Genomic DNA, 14,729 nt, shown 5'->3' on the forward strand with positions numbered 1-14,729 from the left:
CTCGCCCGGATGTGACCGCCGCAGAAGATCGCTGGCTGGGTCCATCGGCCGACCATCTCAATTGGGCCGAATTCGACGACGAATTCTTCGTGCACCACGCACGTTCCGGGCAGACCCACATTCTGAACGCACCCGCGGCCCTGATCCTGCGCGAACTCGGCACGCGTGCAATGAGTTTAGGCGAACTGGTCGCTGTGGTCTGCGAGCAGGCCGAGGTGAACCGCACCGATGAACTGCACGCGCAGGTTCTTGCTCACCTCAAACAGCTGCAACAACTCGGACTCGTGCGCCATGCATGACTGGCAAACGGTCGGCAGCCTGGGCGCGGGACAATTGCGTGCGCAGCTAAAACGCGACGGAATCGTGTTTCGTGCCGGGCCCTGGATCGTCCGCCTGCAGAGCGACGACAGCGACTTCGCGGAGCTGTTTCGCTGGATGTATTTCGAGGCACCGCTTGCGACCAGCGAGGCCTGCGCGGATATCACACTCGAACTCCGGCGCAAGCACGGCCTGCGCCGCGTCATCCGTCCGCAGATCGAACTCAAGACCGATCGCGAGGAACTGCTGCCATTCACGCCGTTCCCGGCCGATCATGCGTTCGCCCTGTTTGAATGGGGCATGAACTGGTGCATGGCCATATCCGGCCACACGCGTTTCATGCTGCATGCGGCGGTGCTGGAACGCTACGGACGCTGCCTGATCCTGCCGGCCGCACCGGGAAGCGGAAAAAGCACCCTGTGTGCGGCGCTGGCGGTCAGCGGCTGGCGGTTGTTCTCCGATGAATTCGGGCTCATCCGGATCGACGACCTGGGCGTCGTGCCCATGCCCCGCCCGATCGCGCTGAAAAACGACTCGATCGAGATCATCCGGCGCTTCGCGCCCAGTGCCGAATTCGGCCCCGTGTTTCCGAAGACCCGCAAGGGCGATGTCGCGCACATGCGCCCGAGCGATGCGGCCGTGCGTGCAATGGACGTCGAAGGGCAACCGGCCTGGATCGTGTTCCCGACCTGGCAGGCCGGCGCGGCCACCCGAATCGAGGCCTTTCCGCGCGGTCGCAGTTTCCTCAAGCTCACCGGGAACTCATTCAATTACATGCTGCTGGGTGCCGACGGTTTCCGTACCGCGGCCGCACTCGCCAGCTGCTGCGACTGCTACACGCTGCAATACAGCGAACTCCCGGAGGCCGTCGAGGTCATTGACCAGATCACGCGCAGCCCGATGCGCGCCAACGAGAAATCCGACGTCCAACGATGAACCAGACCACCTCCGCCCCCGCCCGCTGGCCATTGATTGCCGCGGCGCTGATCGCGATCGCCGTTGGTTTTCTGATAGGCCGGATGTTTCTGGACCAACCGACGCCGTTCGACGCCAACGCGCCGACCCAATGGCCGGAGCCAAAACCGCTCGCGCCCTTCGAACTGGTCAGCGACAGCGGCAAGTCATTCACCAACTCCGCACTCGCTGACCGCTGGTCATTGGTATTCTTCGGTTACACGCACTGTCCGGATGTGTGCCCGACCACGCTGTCATATCTGAACAACGTGGCCGGCAAGCTCGCCAAGGACCACACGCTGGAACGTCCGCTGCAGGTCCTGTTCGTGTCGGTCGACCCGCAACGCGACACGCCCGCGCAACTCGGCGAATACGTCCGCTACTTCAATCCGTCGTTTACGGGGCTCACTGGATCGGATTCCCAGCTCGAGGCATTCGCCCGCCAGCTCGGTTCGATCTACATGCGCATCGCGGGCTCAAGCGAAACCGATTACCTGATGGACCATAGCTCGCATATCCTGCTCGTCGACCCGAAGGGCCGCCTGAGCACCCTGTTCCGCACCAACCACAGCGTGGAAACCATCACCGCCGCCATTGCGCATCTGGATAAGGAATTCTGACCATGAAACGCAGTCTGCTCGCCGCACTGTTGCTCGCGACCATGGCCGTGACGGCCAGGGCCGCGAAAGTCGAAATCGTCGATGCGTGGATCGCAGCGGCCCCGCCGAACGCGACGGTGTTCGCCGGCTATCTGAGCGTGCGCAATGATGGTGACGAACCGATCCGGATACTGGGCGCAAAGAGTCTGGATTTCGGCGCGATCGAAATGCACGAAACCGTCGAACAGGACGGTATCGCGCGCATGCAGGCACTGACTGATACGCTGATCATTCCCGGCGCCCAACTGCGTTTCGAGCCCGGCGGCAAGCACCTGATGCTGTTTCGGCCCGCGAACTCGCCCGTGCGCGAAGGCGAAACCCGCAACGCCAGGCTGCATTTTTCCGACGGCGACTCGCGCGTCGTAACGTTCACGATCCGCCGCCGATAAGCACGCCCCGCGCGGCAATCAATCCCAGCGCGCGTCGCGCACCTGAATCGTTTCACCCGCGACCTGAACCGGAAACGTGGCGGTCGGCTCATACGCGGGCGCACTCAAGGCCGCGCCGGTGCGAATCGAAAAGCGCGCACCATGCCGCGGACACACGATCACATCGCCCTCGACGTCCCCGCCGGTCAGGCATTCGTAATCGTGCGTGCAGACATCCTCGATCGCGAAGTATTCACCACCCAGGTTGAACACTGCGATGCGCGTATCGTCGATCTCCGCAATTGCATGAGCACCGTCGGCGATTTCTCCGACGCGCGCAACATCTACCCAGTCGGCCATCTCGGAAGGCTCCTGTCGTGTTTAATCAAGAATGAAAAGGCGAACAGGGCGCCAGACACCACCGGCGCGCGAAGTTGATCGTTGGACTTCGTGTACCTACAGCAGGCCCAGTTCCAGCTTGACCTCGTCGGTCATCCGGTCGGTCGTCCAGGGCGGATCCCAGACCAGTTCCACGCGCGCGCTCGCAACCCCCGGCACCTCGCGGACCTTGCCCTCGACGGTCGCCGGGAAACTCATCGCAACGGGACAGCCCGGCGTGGTCAGCGTCATGTCGACGATCACATTTCTGTCGTCGTCAATCTCGATGTCGTAGACGAGCCCGAGATCGTAGATGTTCACGGGAATCTCCGGATCGAAAACCGTGCGCAGCTGATCCACGATCTGCTGATGCAGGCCCCCGGCACCGACGCGTTCCGTGCCAGCTGCCTGCGCTTCGGTAACCTCGGTGGTCTGCGCGCACATTTCAGATCAGCTCCCGCAGAGCCCGCGCGCCGGGCAGGCGCCGGACCAGAAACGACTCCACGTGAGAGCGCACGGCTTCGAGCGGCATGCGCGAGAGCACATCGCCGGCAAACCCCCAGGTCAGCAGTTCGCGCGCAGCGTCCCGATCGATTCCCCGCGCACGCAGGTAGAACAGCTGTTGCTCGTCGAGCTGGCCGACCGTTGCCCCGTGTGAGCACTTGACGTCGTCGGCGTAGATCTCGAGCTGCGGTTTGGTGTCGATCTCGGCATCGCGCGACAGCACGAGATTCAGATTGGCCTGCCGGGCATCGGTCTTCTGCGCATCCGGATGGACGTGCACATAGCCGCTGAACACTCCGCGACCATGGCCATCGAGAATGCCCTTGTAGTATTCGTCACTCGTGCAGTTTGGCGGCGCGTGTTCGATGCGCGTATGAAAATCGACATGCTGCCGTTCGGTCGCGAGGTAAAGACCGTTCAGACCCGCGTGTGCGTGTTCGCCCTGAAATACGACTTCGATATCGTGGCGCGCAAGCCTCGCACCGACCGATACCGCGTGCGAAACAAATCGGCTGCGAGCCGCCAGGCGCGCGTGCAGCGCCCCGACATGATAGGCGCCGGCGCCCTCGTTCTGGATACGGTAATGCTCCAGCCTTGCACCTTCGGAAAGCACAATCTCGGTCGTGGCGTCCGTCAACTGCGCTCCGGGACCGATCGATACATAGCTTTCGACGATCTCCGCCGCCGAGTCACCGCCAGCGACGATCAGCACGCGCGGGAACACGGCCACATCGTCCGCACCCGAGGCCGCGTGCAGCACATGCAGGGGTCGATCCAGCGTCACGCCATCGGCCAGTTCCACAATCACGCCATCGCTCAGGAACGCCGCGTTGAGCGCGGCGAAGCCGTTGGCGCCCGCGTCCGCGCCACGTGCCAGATGGGCCTCGACGAACTGCGGTCGTTCGCGCACGGCATCGACCAGCGATTGCACTCGCACACCGTTGACGCCACGCGGCAGCTCCGAGAGATCGGCAAGCACGCATGCATCGCTCAGCACGACACGATAGGCATTGAGACCGGCAATCTCGAAGCCGGAAACCGCCGACCGATCCAGCGCACCGCGCGGCGCGCCGATTGCAAACCGGCGTTTCTCGATCGCGCGGACGTTGGTGTATTTCCACGCCTCGTCATGCGGCCCGGGAAACCCCAGTTCCTCGAAACGCGCCAGCGCATTGCGGCGCGTTGCGTTCAGCCAGCCGGGGCCGTCCATCGCCGCGCCCTCGAAGGCGCCGCGGTAATGACTTGCGAGCGCGGGTTCGGTGCTCATGCGTTGACGGCCTGATCGATCCAGCCGTAGCCCTGCTGTTCGAGTTCCAGCGCGAGCGACTTGTCGCCGCTGCGCACGATCTTCCCGCCCGCGAGAACATGCACATGGTCGGGGACGATGTAGTCGAGCAGACGCTGATAGTGCGTGACGACGATGAACGAGCGCTTGTAATCGCGCAGCGCGTTGACGCCATCGGCAACAACCTTCAGCGCATCGATGTCCAGACCGGAGTCCGTCTCGTCGAGGATCGCGAGCGTGGGCTCGAGCACGGCCATCTGGAAGATTTCATTGCGCTTTTTCTCGCCGCCCGAAAACCCCTCGTTCACCGACCGCTTGAGCAGGTCCTGTTTCATCTGCACGAGCGCCATCTTCTCGCGCACGAGCTTCATGAAACCCATCGCGTCCAGGGGTTCCAGCCCGCGATGCGCGCGCACGGCATTCAGCGCGGCCTTCAGGAAATAGCTGTTGTTGACGCCGGGGATCTCGACCGGGTACTGAAAGGCCAGAAAGATGCCCTCGCGCGCACGCTCTTCCGGCTCGAGCGCAAGAAGGTCCTGCCCCGCGTATTCGACGCCGCCGTCGGTGACTTCATAGCCATCGCGACCGGCCACCACGTTTGCGAGTGTGCTTTTGCCCGAGCCGTTCGGGCCCATGATCGCGTGCACCTCGCCGGGCGCGACTTCGAGATCGATTCCCTTCAGGATCGGCTTGCCTTCGACCGTGGCATGCAGGTTGTGGATCTTCAACATGAATCTGAACTCCGAAACATGACGCGACCGGGTTAGCCGACCGCACCCTCGAGACTGACGGCCAGCAGTTTCTGCGCCTCCACAGCGAACTCCATGGGAAGCTCGCGGAACACGTCCTTGCAGAAGCCGTTGACGATCATGGACACGGCATCCTCTTCCGACACACCGCGGGAACGGCAATAGAACAGCTGATCCTCGCCGATCTTGGACGTGGAGGCCTCGTGTTCGACCGTGGCCGTCGGATTCTTGACCTCGAGGTACGGGAACGTGTGCGCACCGCAGCGATCACCGATCAGCAGTGAATCGCACTGGGAATAATTGCGGGCGTTTTCGGCCGTGCGCGCGACCCGCACGAGCCCGCGGTAGGCGTTCTGCCCGTGGCCGGCGGAAATGCCCTTTGAAACGATGGTGCTGCGCGTATTGCGCCCGAGATGGATCATCTTCGTGCCGGTGTCGGCCTGCTGGCGGTTGTTGGTCAACGCGACCGAGTAGAACTCGCCGATGGAGTTGTCGCCGCGCAGCACACAGCTCGGGTACTTCCAGGTGACGGCCGAACCGGTCTCGACCTGCGTCCACGAAATCTTTGAATTCGCGCCGCGGCACTCGCCGCGCTTGGTCACAAAGTTGTAGATGCCGCCGCGACCGTTTTCATCGCCCGGATACCAGTTCTGCACGGTCGAGTACTTGATCTGCGCGTCGTCGAGCGCAACGAGTTCTACGACGGCCGCGTGCAGCTGATTCTCGTCACGCTGTGGCGCGGTGCAGCCCTCCAGATAACTGACATATCCGCCCTCGTCGGCAATGATCAGCGTGCGCTCGAACTGCCCGGTGTTGCGCGCATTGATGCGGAAGTACGTCGACAGTTCCATCGGGCAGCGCACGCCCCTGGGGATGTACACGAACGAACCGTCGGAAAACACCGCGGAATTCAGCGCCGCGTAATAATTGTCGCCCTGCGGCACCACTGAGCCGAGATACTGCTTCACGAGGTCCGGACGTTCCCGCACGGCCTCCGAGAACGAACAGAACACGATGCCCTGATCGGCGAGCTGCTTCTTGAACGTGGTCGCGACCGAGACCGAGTCGAACACCGCGTCCACGGCGACGCCGGCCAGCGCCGCGCGTTCGTGCAACGGGATGCCGAGCTTTTCGTAGGTTTCTAGCAGTTTCGGGTCGACCTCATCGAGGCTCTTAGGCGCGTCTTCGGGACGTTTCGGCGCTGCGTAGTAGGAAATGGCCTGATAATCGATGCGCGGATAGTGCACATGCGCCCACTCGGGCTCGCGCATGGTCAACCAGTGGCGATAGGCCGCGAGCCGCCAGTCGAGCAGCCACTGTGGTTCTTCCTTTTTCGCCGAGATGAACCGGATCACGTCCTCGTTCAGGCCCGGCGGAACGGTTTCCTGATCGATGTCCGTAACAAAACCGGCCTCGTAGCCGCGTTTCAACCGGGCTTCGACTTCCTGCATGTTGGTGCTCATGATCGTTACCGTCAGTGGTTCAGGAGTTGCAACCCGGGTTCGCCCCCGCGGAACGCAGCGGCCTCGCAGGCATCGCGACCGCCCGCTTGGGCGCCGCCAGATCGGCCAGGGTCATCTGGCCCAGTGCGTCGCGGATCGCCGTATTGATGCGCTGCCAGTTCGGTCGCACGCTGCAATGCGCGGCCTGCGCGCAGGCCCCGTCGGTCTCGCTGCATTCGGTCAGAGCCACCGGCCCCTCCAGGGCGTCGATGATTTCGACCACCGTGATCTTCGACGCCGCGCGCGCGAGCCGATAGCCGCCATGGGCGCCGCGGAACGAATCCAGCAGCCCGCCACCGGCAAGCGCCTTGAGCAGTTTGCTGACGGTCGGACCACCGAGCCGGGTGCGGTCAGCGACCTCGTTCGCGCGCAGCACGTCGCCGTCGGCCTGCGCGAGGCAGGTCATCACGACGGTGCCGTAATCGGTCAGTTTGCTCAGTCGCAACATCGCTGGTTCGGGCGCCTTGGACGCCGATAGCGGACCATATTAGTCCGAATTAACCGCAAAAAAAGAGCGGAAATATAAGAATATTAATTATTGCTCATTTAGATGCGGGTGGACAAGTCAGGGATAACCAACCACGAGCCCACCTGCATCCACGCCGGTGACGCCGCGAACGCCCGCCGCCGCACCGGCGGCGGCCTGGCGATCGGCGAGGGAACGCACGCGACCGTCCAGGATCACGACGCCGGCCGGGGTGACCCGCACCCGCACGGTCGAGGCATTCACGCCGCGCGTGCGACGCAGCGTTCCATCGACCTCCGAGCGGATATGGGCGCGCTGACCGCTGTCGAGCGCCGCCGGGCCGGCTCCGCTCGATTTTTGCGCCACGGCCGGAGCGGTCGCGGTGACCAGCACCCCGCTGCACGCCAGCAGCGCCGCCTTCACAAAGGATGACCACTTGGCTGAATTGTGCTTGCGCATTGGGGCTTGTCTCGTTGGCTATTCCGTCTCAGTGGACACGAAGCCTGACACATGGTTCGCCACGCAAGCACCCAGATCGACCGCAATCCGCTGCCCGGCCCAGCCGCCACGCCGCTTGAGGACATGCAGGTCCAGCCCCGCCCCTCCCGGCTGCAACCGCACACGCAGAGCCGCGGGCGTGGAGCCGCGCGCCAGCGCGGCCGGGCGAAACAGGAACCCGCAGGCATCCCCACGCGCGGCGGCCAGTTGCAGCCGGCGCAGGCTGCCTGTGACCATCCGGCCGTCGCGATCAGGCCAGGCCAGCACGGCCGCGCAGGTACCGCCGGCCAGCGCCTGCTCCAGCGCCCAGACGCGGGCTGCGGCGGTCTTTGGCCATACCAGCAACATGCGCGACAACTGCAACCCTGCGGCGATCAGCCCGGGCGCATAGGGCAGGGCCGGCGGGGCGATCCAGGCGATCCAGCGTTGCCCGGCGCTCAGGCGCGCCAGTGCCGGCAACAACAGGCGCAGGGTGGCACCCGGCTCACCCAGCAGTTCACTGACGGCCGCATGCGGCCACAGACCCTGCGGAAATCTTTCATCCAGCGCAGCATGCCCGCTGACAAGCGCCTGCGGGGTCGACGCCAGCCGCGCACCGCCGCGCCAGACCCCGGCCTGCGCCAGCGCCTGATTCAGCCCGGGCGCGACCCCGGCCGCGGCCGGCAGCGGATCATGCATGGCATTCAGCGCAGCGCCGTGCGCAACACGCCGACGGCGAGGCCCTCAATCGCCACGTCGACCTCGCGCAGATCGACCTCGATCGGCTCGAAGTCCGGATTCTCCGGCAGCAGCCGCACACGGTTGCCCCGCTGGCGCCAGCGCTTGACGGTAACCTCGTCATCCAGACGCACGACGGCGATCTGCCCCGAACTGACCTCCGGCACACGATGCACGGCGAGCAGATCGCCATGCATGATGCCGGCGTCACGCATGCTCATGCCCTGCACGCGCAGCAGATAATCCGCGCGCGGGCGGAACACCTGGCCCAGGGTTTCGTAGTAATCCTCGATATGCTCTTCGGCCAGGATCGGCTGGCCGGCCGCGACCCGCCCGACCACGGGCAGCGCATCCGCACTGACATGATCGACAAGCTGGATGCCGCGCGCGGCGCCGCGCACGATCTGCAGCACGCCCTTGCGCTCGAGCGCGCGCAGATGTTCCTCGGCGGCGTTTGCGGAGCGGAACCCCAGTTCGGCGGCGATCTCCGCGCGCGTGGGCGGCATGCCGGTATCATCGAGGTATTCGCGGATCAGATTCAGGATCTGCGCCTGACGCGCGGTGAGATTCGTCCGATCGCTCATGGGCATCACCTGTATAATTACACAGCATCGATGGTAACGCCGGACCTGCCCAACACTCAAGCACGCGAACTGTTCGCGCGGGGCGGCACCCGATATGCCAGGCACCGCCCCGGCTATCCGCCCGAACTGTTCGACCGGCTCGTGGCGCTTGCGCCCACGCGCTCGACCGCGCTGGATTGTGCGGCCGGCACTGGCCAGGCCACGCTGCCGCTGGCCGAATATTTCGAACGCGTGATCGCGATCGACACGAGCGCCGATCAGCTGCGCGCCCTGCCCACCCACCCGCGCTGTCACCGCCTGCGCGCCGCCGCCGAACAACTTCCGCTGGCGAATGCCAGCGTTTCACTCGTCTGCGTAGCGCAGGCCCTGCACTGGTTCGAGCACGAACGTTTTTTCGCGGAGACACAACGCATTCTGATACCCGGCGGGGTATTCGCGGCCTGGACGTATGCACTGGCGCGTGTGAACGACGCCGTCGATGCCGTCGTCGACCACCTCTATCGCGAGGTTCTGGAGCCGGACTGGCCGCCGCAACGTCGGCATGTCGAAACTGGCTATGCACAACTGCCGTTTCCGTTCGCGCCGATTGCGTTCGATCCCATGGCGATCGAACTCGATTGGCGGCTGGGCGATCTGGTGGCCTATCTCGGCACCTGGTCGGCCGTCGCACGCCATCGTGAACGCACCGGCCACGATCCGCTCGCGCTCATCGATGTTGACCTTCGTTCCGCCTGGGGCGAACCATCAGAATCCAAACGCATCCGCTGGCCGTTGGCGCTGCGTGTTGGTCGTCGGTAAAAATGACCGGAACGCCCACCGTAATCACCGCAGGGTGCGCACCGCGTACCTTTAGCAGGCTGTTGGAATTCTCTTTTCAACGGCCTGTTGGCGCGAGACAGGGACGTCTCGCCCGAAAATCGAACACCCAAGTGTTTGGTTTTCGTGAGCAACCGAAAACCACGCTTTTCGGTTGCGACGTTGAAAAGGCCATGGATGGGCCTTTTTCAACAACCTGTTAGACACGTTTGAAAATCTCTACTGGACGAACAACATAGAACCATCGACCGACTCGAGGCGGCGCTGGATAGATGGTTGTCCGAATAACCAAGGAAGATCTGAAAAATCGACCTTGTTCAATGTCATTCATCGAACAAGTGGGTTTGCCAAGGCAACGGATGATGTTCGCTGCCATGGCTGCAGGTAGTGGATGGTGCGCGGTACGCACCCTACGCGGACTACGACAACGGTGCGCGGGGCGCGCCCCATTCAGACTGAAAATCCCTTGGCGTACTTGGCGCCTTGGCGGTTCAAAAGCGCAGATAAAACCCGGCACAGGACCCGCTCACGTACAATGACGGCCCGTTTTTCGCCGTCAGGATACCCATGACCATCATCGTCGCCGTTCGCAAGGGCAATCGCGCCGTGCTCGCCGCGGACACCGCGGAGTCCGAAGGCTCGATGCTGATTCCGGCGGGCTACCGGGCGAACCACACGAAGATCATCAAACACCGGCGCGCCCTGCTCGGCATGGCCGGCTGGTCGGCGGTCAGCGATGCGATGGAATCCGTGCTGCGCGGTGAACCGGACATCCTCGACACCTCCTCGCGCGCGGCCGTCTACGAGTCGTTCCGGCGCATTCACGACGTGCTGAAGAAGGACCACTACATCGAGACGCGCGAGGACGAAAAGGAGCAGCCCGTGGAATCCAGCCAGGTCGACACGCTGATCCTGACGCCGGAGGCGATCTACTCGGTCGAAAGCTATCGATCCGTCGCCGAGTACACGCGCTTCTGGGCCATCGGCTCGGGCACGCGGCTGGCGCTCGGCGCGATCTATTCGCTGTACCGGCGCATGGACAACCCGCGCGACATCGCCCGCGCCGGGGTCGAGGCCGCCTGCGAGTTCGACGACGCCTGCATGCTGCCGCTGGAGGTGCGCGCGCTGCGCGGCGCCTGAACCCGGCACGAACTCGAACGGGCGAACCGCCGGGCGGCTGCTAGAATTGCCTGCATATGCAAGCGCCGCCCACGAGTCCACAAGCCCACCGACGCGCCCGGCTCGGGGCCTGGGTGTTGGGCATCGCGGCATCGGTCGCGGTTGCCGCCGGACTCCCCGGGGTCGAGCACGAGAAGTGGTCCGACGAGTTCGACCCGCACTTTCGCAAGTATTCCAAACGCTATTTCGGCCCGCATTTCGACTGGCACTGGTTCAAGGCCCAGGGCATCGTCGAATCCAGGCTGAACCCCAAGGCCAAAAGCCCGGCCGGCGCGGTCGGCATCATGCAGGTGCTGCCGTCTACCTTCGAGGAGATCGCCAAGGTCAATCCGAGCTTCGTGCTGATCGACGAACCGGAGTGGAACATCGCCGCCGGCATCTATTACGACCGCACGATGTATCGCAAATGGCCAACGCCACGGCCCAGCGAGGATCGGCTGTTTCTCGCATTCGCGAGCTATAACGCGGGCTACGGGCGCGTGCTGCGCGCGCTGAAATCCGCCGGCGCGGACACCGCGCCGTGGTCGAAGATTCGGCCGATGCTGCCGTCGGAAACGCGGGCCTATCTGGACCGCATCAGCACCGTCATGGGCACCGAGGCCGACCGGCCGCCGCCGGCCCGGGGGATCGAGGCGATTCTCAAACGCCGCAGTTAGACTGCCCGACCGCGCGGCGCGCTCAGGGCTTCTTCGCCCCCGGCTCCAGGGTCGGCGCGGCAACGAGCTTGCCGTAGATCCAGCCCACCTGTGACTGTTCCGGCAGCCAGACTTCGACCCAGTCGCCGTGGCGGCTCAGCTCGCCGAGCGCCGCGTCGCGCGTCAGACTTGCAACGAGCTTCTTTCCAACGTCCGGACCGGAACGCACATTGGCCTTTTCCACGCTCACGACCAGCGGTGTGGTGAGCTTTTTCCAGTTCTTCGCGAGCAGCTGCTGATAGAGCTCGCGCGCGCCATCGACGCCACGCGCCGTGAGATCGCGCAGGAAATCCCGTGCGTCCTCATGGCCGTTTGCGATGGCCTTGCCGAGCCATTCCAGCGCCTTGGCCGTGTCGCGCTCCTTCTTCGGACGATCCATGAGCGAGGTCGCCAGCGCGTACTGGGAATCGGCATCGTTCTGGTTGGCCGCCTTGCCCCACCATTCCTGCGCACGCTCGTCGTCGATCGAGAGTCCGTAGCCGTTGTGATACATCCAGCCCAGGCTGTACTGCGCATGCACGTCGCCGGCCTCGGCCAGCGGCCGCCACACGCAGAAGGCCTCCGCGTAGTTGCCCTCGGCCATCGCGGCTTCGGCCTTGTCGTGCTTGCCGGAGTTGTCGGGCTTGCGCCCGGAGCTGTGGACGTACGGCGCAATCGGATAGGAGTAATAGCCCCCGTAGTAGCGCTGCGCTTCGGCCGGGTTCGCAATCGCGCCGGCGGCAACGATGGCGATCAGCACCGGCACGGCGCGCAGGCGCATCATCGGCCGGCCCGCACCAGGCCGCCGAGCCCGGCCTCCTCGAGCGCGGCACGCACCACGTGCCGCACATCGTTGCCGGTCTCCAGCGCCAGCACGCTGTCCAACAGCGCGCGCGCCTGGGTCTGGCGGATGGCTCGCACCACCGCCTTCACGCGCAACAGGTTGCCACCGCTCATGCTCAATTCATCGACCCCCATGCCGACCAGCAGGATGGCCGAAACCGGATCGCCGGCCATTTCCCCGCAAACGGCGACGGTGCAGTCCAAGCAATGGCCGCGCCGAACCGTATCGTACACGGCACGCAGAACGGCCGGATGCAGCGAGTCGTAGAGGTCCGCAACCGCCCGGTTGTTGCGATCGACGGCGAGCAGGTACTGCGTGAGATCGTTCGTACCGATGGACAGAAAGTCCACGCGCCGGGCGATGGACTCGGCCTGATACACGGCCGCCGGTACCTCGATCATCACGCCCACGCGCGGGCGGCGCACATCGAGCCCCTCGTCGCGCAGTTCGTCGTAGGCGCGGTTGAGCAGCGCCAGGCTCTCGTCGACCTCGCTGACGGTCGACACCATCGGCAGCAGGATCTGCAGGTTGTCCAGTCCCTCGGAGGCACGCAGCATCGCGCGCAGCTGCGTGAGGAAGATCTCCGGATGATCGAGCGTGATCCGGATGCCGCGCCAGCCGAGGAACGGGTTCGCATCGTCGATGCGGAAATACGCCAGCGGCTTGTCGCCGCCGACATCCAGCGTGCGGATGGTCACCGGCCGCGGCGCGAAATCCGCCAGCACCCCGCGATAGATCTCGCTCTGGGCCTGCTCGCTCGGAAAGTGGTCGCGGGTCATGAACGGAAACTCCGTCCGGTACAGCCCGACGCCCTCGGCCTCGGTGCGCGTCGGCGCGTCGCTCTCGGCCAGCAGACCCGTGTTGATGAACAGGTGCACGCGCACCTCGTCGATGGTCTGCGACGGCAGTCCGCGCAGCTGCTCGAGCGACGCGTTGAGTTCGCGCTCCTCACCAGCCAGCCGTTCGTACTCGTCGAGCAGGGCGCGGTCCGGGGCGATGTGCACGATGCCCTGGTAGCCGTCGAGCACCAGCGTGGAACCGTCCAGGCGTTCGACCGGGAGGTCCTCCACGCCCATGACGGCCGGCACGCCGAAGGCCCGCGCGAGGATCGCCGCATGCGAGGAACTCGACCCCTGCGCGGAAACGATGCCAGCAAGCCGGCCCGGCGGCACCTCGGCAAGATGCAGTGCGGTGAGGTCCTCGCCGACCAGGATCGTGCGATCGGCAAAACTGCGCTGATCCTGCACGCCGGGGCTGCCGGCGCGGATGCTCAGCAGATGCGAGAGGATGCGCCGCCCGAGGTCGCGCACGTCCGAGGCACGCTCGCGCAGATAGTTGTCGTCCATGCCGTCGAACACGCGGGCGTGGTCTTCGACGGCATCGCGCAGCGCCGCGGGCGCCCACTGCCCTTCGCGAATCGATGCGACGGACTGTTCGACCAGGCTGTCGCCGTCGATCATCATCAGCAGCGCATCGAACAGCGCGCGGTCGGACGGCGGCAGGTCCTTCTCCACGCGCTTGCTGAGCGCACGCAGCTGATCGCGCACGGCCTCGACCGCGGTGCGGAACATCGTTTCCTCCGCAGCGCGATCGTCGACCTGGCGATCCGGCACCGACGCCAGATCCGCCGCCGCGAACACGACCTGCCCCTTGCCGATTGCCACCCCGCTGGAGCCGGGCAGACCCTTGAGCATGGGTTGCAGCCCGCCGGCACCCTGCGCGGCACGCGGCGCGACCGTATCGAGCGCCGTGGCATGCGAGATCGCCCCGGCGAGCTGGGCGCCGAGCGTGAAGACGAAATCGACCTCGTCGGGCGCGAAGCGGCGCGGTTCGCGCTGGCGCACGACCAACACGCCGAGCACGGTGCGGTGCTGGATGATCGGCACCCCGAGAAAGCCGTGATAGGCCTTTTCGCCGGTTTCCGCGACGAACTCGTAGGCCGGGTGCGCCGGCGCGTCGTCGAGGTTCAGGGACTCGGCACGGGCCGCGACCAGCCCGACCAGGCCACGGCCGAAGGCGAGTCGCACGCGGCCCACGGCATCCGGCGCGAGACCGTCGGTCGCGCGCAGCACATGCTCGCGGCGTTCCGGATCGGCCAGGTACACGGAGCAGACGTCGGCAACGATGGTGGCCTTGACGCGCGTGACGATGATCTCGAGCGCCTGGTCGAGATCACGCGCGGTGTTGACCTCCTGGATGATCCTGCGCAGGCGGTCCAGCATGCTCGAGCTCGA

At 65.1% G+C, this 14,729-nt stretch carries 18 protein-coding genes; 7 read left to right on the plus strand and 11 right to left on the minus strand.

What is annotated here, in order from left to right:
- The first annotated feature begins 11 nt into the window (after positions 1 to 11).
- Genes KDG50_04105 through KDG50_04120 form a run of 4 tightly spaced genes read left to right on the plus strand, consistent with a single transcriptional unit; the run spans position 12 to position 2,320 of the window.
- Positions 12 to 299, plus strand: a complete 288-nt coding sequence (locus tag KDG50_04105) for an HPr-rel-A system PqqD family peptide chaperone (protein MCB1864586.1) — start codon at positions 12 to 14, stop codon at positions 297 to 299.
- Positions 292 to 1,254 carry an HprK-related kinase A gene (locus KDG50_04110; GenBank protein ID MCB1864587.1) on the plus strand — a complete coding sequence of 321 codons (963 nt, stop codon included), beginning with the start codon at positions 292 to 294 and terminating at the stop codon, positions 1,252 to 1,254. Before KDG50_04105 ends, KDG50_04110 begins: the two co-directional genes overlap by 8 nt.
- Positions 1,251 to 1,892 (plus strand): SCO family protein, encoded by a 642-nt coding sequence (locus tag KDG50_04115; GenBank protein ID MCB1864588.1) that lies wholly within the window; start codon positions 1,251 to 1,253, stop codon positions 1,890 to 1,892. Before KDG50_04110 ends, KDG50_04115 begins: the two co-directional genes overlap by 4 nt.
- 2 nt (positions 1,893 to 1,894) lie before the next feature.
- Positions 1,895 to 2,320 (plus strand): copper chaperone PCu(A)C, encoded by a 426-nt coding sequence (locus KDG50_04120; protein MCB1864589.1) that lies wholly within the window; start codon positions 1,895 to 1,897, stop codon positions 2,318 to 2,320.
- A gap of 18 nt (positions 2,321 to 2,338) precedes the next feature.
- On the opposite strand, the gene KDG50_04125 is transcribed toward KDG50_04120, so the two are convergent.
- From KDG50_04125 to lexA, 9 genes are all read right to left on the minus strand, one after another.
- A complete protein-coding gene (locus KDG50_04125) occupies positions 2,339 to 2,659 on the minus strand; it encodes a non-heme iron oxygenase ferredoxin subunit (protein ID MCB1864590.1) in 321 nt (106 codons plus the stop codon).
- A gap of 96 nt (positions 2,660 to 2,755) precedes the next feature.
- Complete coding sequence (locus KDG50_04130; protein ID MCB1864591.1) at positions 2,756 to 3,121, minus strand: SUF system Fe-S cluster assembly protein; 366 nt, start codon at positions 3,119 to 3,121, stop codon at positions 2,756 to 2,758.
- A 1-nt stretch (position 3,122) separates the two neighbouring features.
- Complete coding sequence (sufD, locus tag KDG50_04135) at positions 3,123 to 4,448, minus strand: Fe-S cluster assembly protein SufD (protein ID MCB1864592.1); 1,326 nt, start codon at positions 4,446 to 4,448, stop codon at positions 3,123 to 3,125.
- Positions 4,445 to 5,197, minus strand: coding sequence for a Fe-S cluster assembly ATPase SufC (sufC, locus tag KDG50_04140; GenBank protein MCB1864593.1), 753 nt, complete (start codon positions 5,195 to 5,197; stop codon positions 4,445 to 4,447). The genes sufD and sufC overlap by 4 nt, the downstream gene beginning before the upstream one ends.
- Positions 5,198 to 5,229: 32 nt before the next feature.
- Positions 5,230 to 6,678 carry a Fe-S cluster assembly protein SufB gene (gene sufB / locus KDG50_04145; GenBank protein MCB1864594.1) on the minus strand — a complete coding sequence of 483 codons (1,449 nt, stop codon included), beginning with the start codon at positions 6,676 to 6,678 and terminating at the stop codon, positions 5,230 to 5,232.
- A 19-nt stretch (positions 6,679 to 6,697) separates the two neighbouring features.
- Positions 6,698 to 7,165 carry an SUF system Fe-S cluster assembly regulator gene (locus KDG50_04150; GenBank protein MCB1864595.1) on the minus strand — a complete coding sequence of 156 codons (468 nt, stop codon included), beginning with the start codon at positions 7,163 to 7,165 and terminating at the stop codon, positions 6,698 to 6,700.
- A 117-nt stretch (positions 7,166 to 7,282) separates the two neighbouring features.
- The gene (locus tag KDG50_04155) at positions 7,283 to 7,642 is read right to left on the minus strand and encodes a BON domain-containing protein (protein ID MCB1864596.1); all 360 of its coding nucleotides are present in this window, start codon (positions 7,640 to 7,642) and stop codon (positions 7,283 to 7,285) included.
- Between the two features lie 18 nt (positions 7,643 to 7,660).
- Positions 7,661 to 8,359, minus strand: coding sequence for a translesion DNA synthesis-associated protein ImuA (gene imuA / locus KDG50_04160; protein ID MCB1864597.1), 699 nt, complete (start codon positions 8,357 to 8,359; stop codon positions 7,661 to 7,663).
- A gap of 5 nt (positions 8,360 to 8,364) precedes the next feature.
- Positions 8,365 to 8,982, minus strand: a complete 618-nt coding sequence (gene lexA / locus KDG50_04165) for a transcriptional repressor LexA (GenBank protein ID MCB1864598.1) — start codon at positions 8,980 to 8,982, stop codon at positions 8,365 to 8,367.
- Positions 8,983 to 9,012: 30 nt separating this feature from the next.
- Between lexA and KDG50_04170 the strand changes: the two genes are divergently transcribed.
- From KDG50_04170 to KDG50_04180, 3 genes are all read left to right on the plus strand, one after another.
- Positions 9,013 to 9,780, plus strand: coding sequence for a class I SAM-dependent methyltransferase (locus tag KDG50_04170; GenBank protein MCB1864599.1), 768 nt, complete (start codon positions 9,013 to 9,015; stop codon positions 9,778 to 9,780).
- Positions 9,781 to 10,365: 585 nt separating this feature from the next.
- On the plus strand, positions 10,366 to 10,938 hold the full coding sequence (locus tag KDG50_04175; protein ID MCB1864600.1) for a hypothetical protein: 573 nt from the start codon (positions 10,366 to 10,368) through the stop codon (positions 10,936 to 10,938).
- Between the two features lie 56 nt (positions 10,939 to 10,994).
- Complete coding sequence (locus tag KDG50_04180) at positions 10,995 to 11,633, plus strand: transglycosylase SLT domain-containing protein (GenBank protein ID MCB1864601.1); 639 nt, start codon at positions 10,995 to 10,997, stop codon at positions 11,631 to 11,633.
- Between the two features lie 22 nt (positions 11,634 to 11,655).
- Here KDG50_04180 and KDG50_04185 read toward each other — a convergent pair whose 3' ends face one another.
- Both KDG50_04185 and ptsP read right to left on the minus strand, forming a co-directional pair.
- Positions 11,656 to 12,435: an SEL1-like repeat protein gene (locus KDG50_04185; protein ID MCB1864602.1), complete on the minus strand. Its 780-nt coding sequence runs from the start codon at positions 12,433 to 12,435 to the stop codon at positions 11,656 to 11,658.
- On the minus strand, positions 12,432 to 14,717 hold the full coding sequence (gene ptsP, locus KDG50_04190) for a phosphoenolpyruvate--protein phosphotransferase (GenBank protein MCB1864603.1): 2,286 nt from the start codon (positions 14,715 to 14,717) through the stop codon (positions 12,432 to 12,434). Before ptsP ends, KDG50_04185 begins: the two co-directional genes overlap by 4 nt.
- Positions 14,718 to 14,729: the final 12 nt, after the last annotated feature.

The organism is Chromatiales bacterium, assembly GCA_020445605.1.
In the GTDB taxonomy this organism is placed as follows: domain Bacteria; phylum Pseudomonadota; class Gammaproteobacteria; order JAGRGH01; family JAGRGH01; genus JAGRGH01.

What these genes read in the sequence shown, in the direction of transcription:
- KDG50_04110 (MCB1864587.1), top strand. Translation starts at nt 292, where the DNA reads ATGCATGACTGGCAAACGGTCGGCAGCCTGGGCGCGGGACAATTGCGT.
- KDG50_04115 (MCB1864588.1), top strand. Translation starts at nt 1,251, where the DNA reads ATGAACCAGACCACCTCCGCCCCCGCCCGCTGGCCATTGATTGCCGCG.
- KDG50_04120 (MCB1864589.1), top strand. Translation starts at nt 1,895, where the DNA reads ATGAAACGCAGTCTGCTCGCCGCACTGTTGCTCGCGACCATGGCCGTG.
- KDG50_04125 (MCB1864590.1), bottom strand. Translation starts at nt 2,659, where the DNA reads ATGGCCGACTGGGTAGATGTTGCGCGCGTCGGAGAAATCGCCGACGGT.
- KDG50_04130 (MCB1864591.1), bottom strand. Translation starts at nt 3,121, where the DNA reads ATGTGCGCGCAGACCACCGAGGTTACCGAAGCGCAGGCAGCTGGCACG.
- sufD (MCB1864592.1), bottom strand. Translation starts at nt 4,448, where the DNA reads ATGAGCACCGAACCCGCGCTCGCAAGTCATTACCGCGGCGCCTTCGAG.
- sufC (MCB1864593.1), bottom strand. Translation starts at nt 5,197, where the DNA reads ATGTTGAAGATCCACAACCTGCATGCCACGGTCGAAGGCAAGCCGATC.
- sufB (MCB1864594.1), bottom strand. Translation starts at nt 6,678, where the DNA reads ATGAGCACCAACATGCAGGAAGTCGAAGCCCGGTTGAAACGCGGCTAC.
- KDG50_04150 (MCB1864595.1), bottom strand. Translation starts at nt 7,165, where the DNA reads ATGTTGCGACTGAGCAAACTGACCGATTACGGCACCGTCGTGATGACC.
- KDG50_04155 (MCB1864596.1), bottom strand. Translation starts at nt 7,642, where the DNA reads ATGCGCAAGCACAATTCAGCCAAGTGGTCATCCTTTGTGAAGGCGGCG.
- imuA (MCB1864597.1), bottom strand. Translation starts at nt 8,359, where the DNA reads ATGCATGATCCGCTGCCGGCCGCGGCCGGGGTCGCGCCCGGGCTGAAT.
- lexA (MCB1864598.1), bottom strand. Translation starts at nt 8,982, where the DNA reads ATGAGCGATCGGACGAATCTCACCGCGCGTCAGGCGCAGATCCTGAAT.
- KDG50_04170 (MCB1864599.1), top strand. Translation starts at nt 9,013, where the DNA reads ATGGTAACGCCGGACCTGCCCAACACTCAAGCACGCGAACTGTTCGCG.
- KDG50_04175 (MCB1864600.1), top strand. Translation starts at nt 10,366, where the DNA reads ATGACCATCATCGTCGCCGTTCGCAAGGGCAATCGCGCCGTGCTCGCC.
- KDG50_04180 (MCB1864601.1), top strand. Translation starts at nt 10,995, where the DNA reads ATGCAAGCGCCGCCCACGAGTCCACAAGCCCACCGACGCGCCCGGCTC.
- KDG50_04185 (MCB1864602.1), bottom strand. Translation starts at nt 12,435, where the DNA reads ATGATGCGCCTGCGCGCCGTGCCGGTGCTGATCGCCATCGTTGCCGCC.
- ptsP (MCB1864603.1), bottom strand. Translation starts at nt 14,717, where the DNA reads ATGCTGGACCGCCTGCGCAGGATCATCCAGGAGGTCAACACCGCGCGT.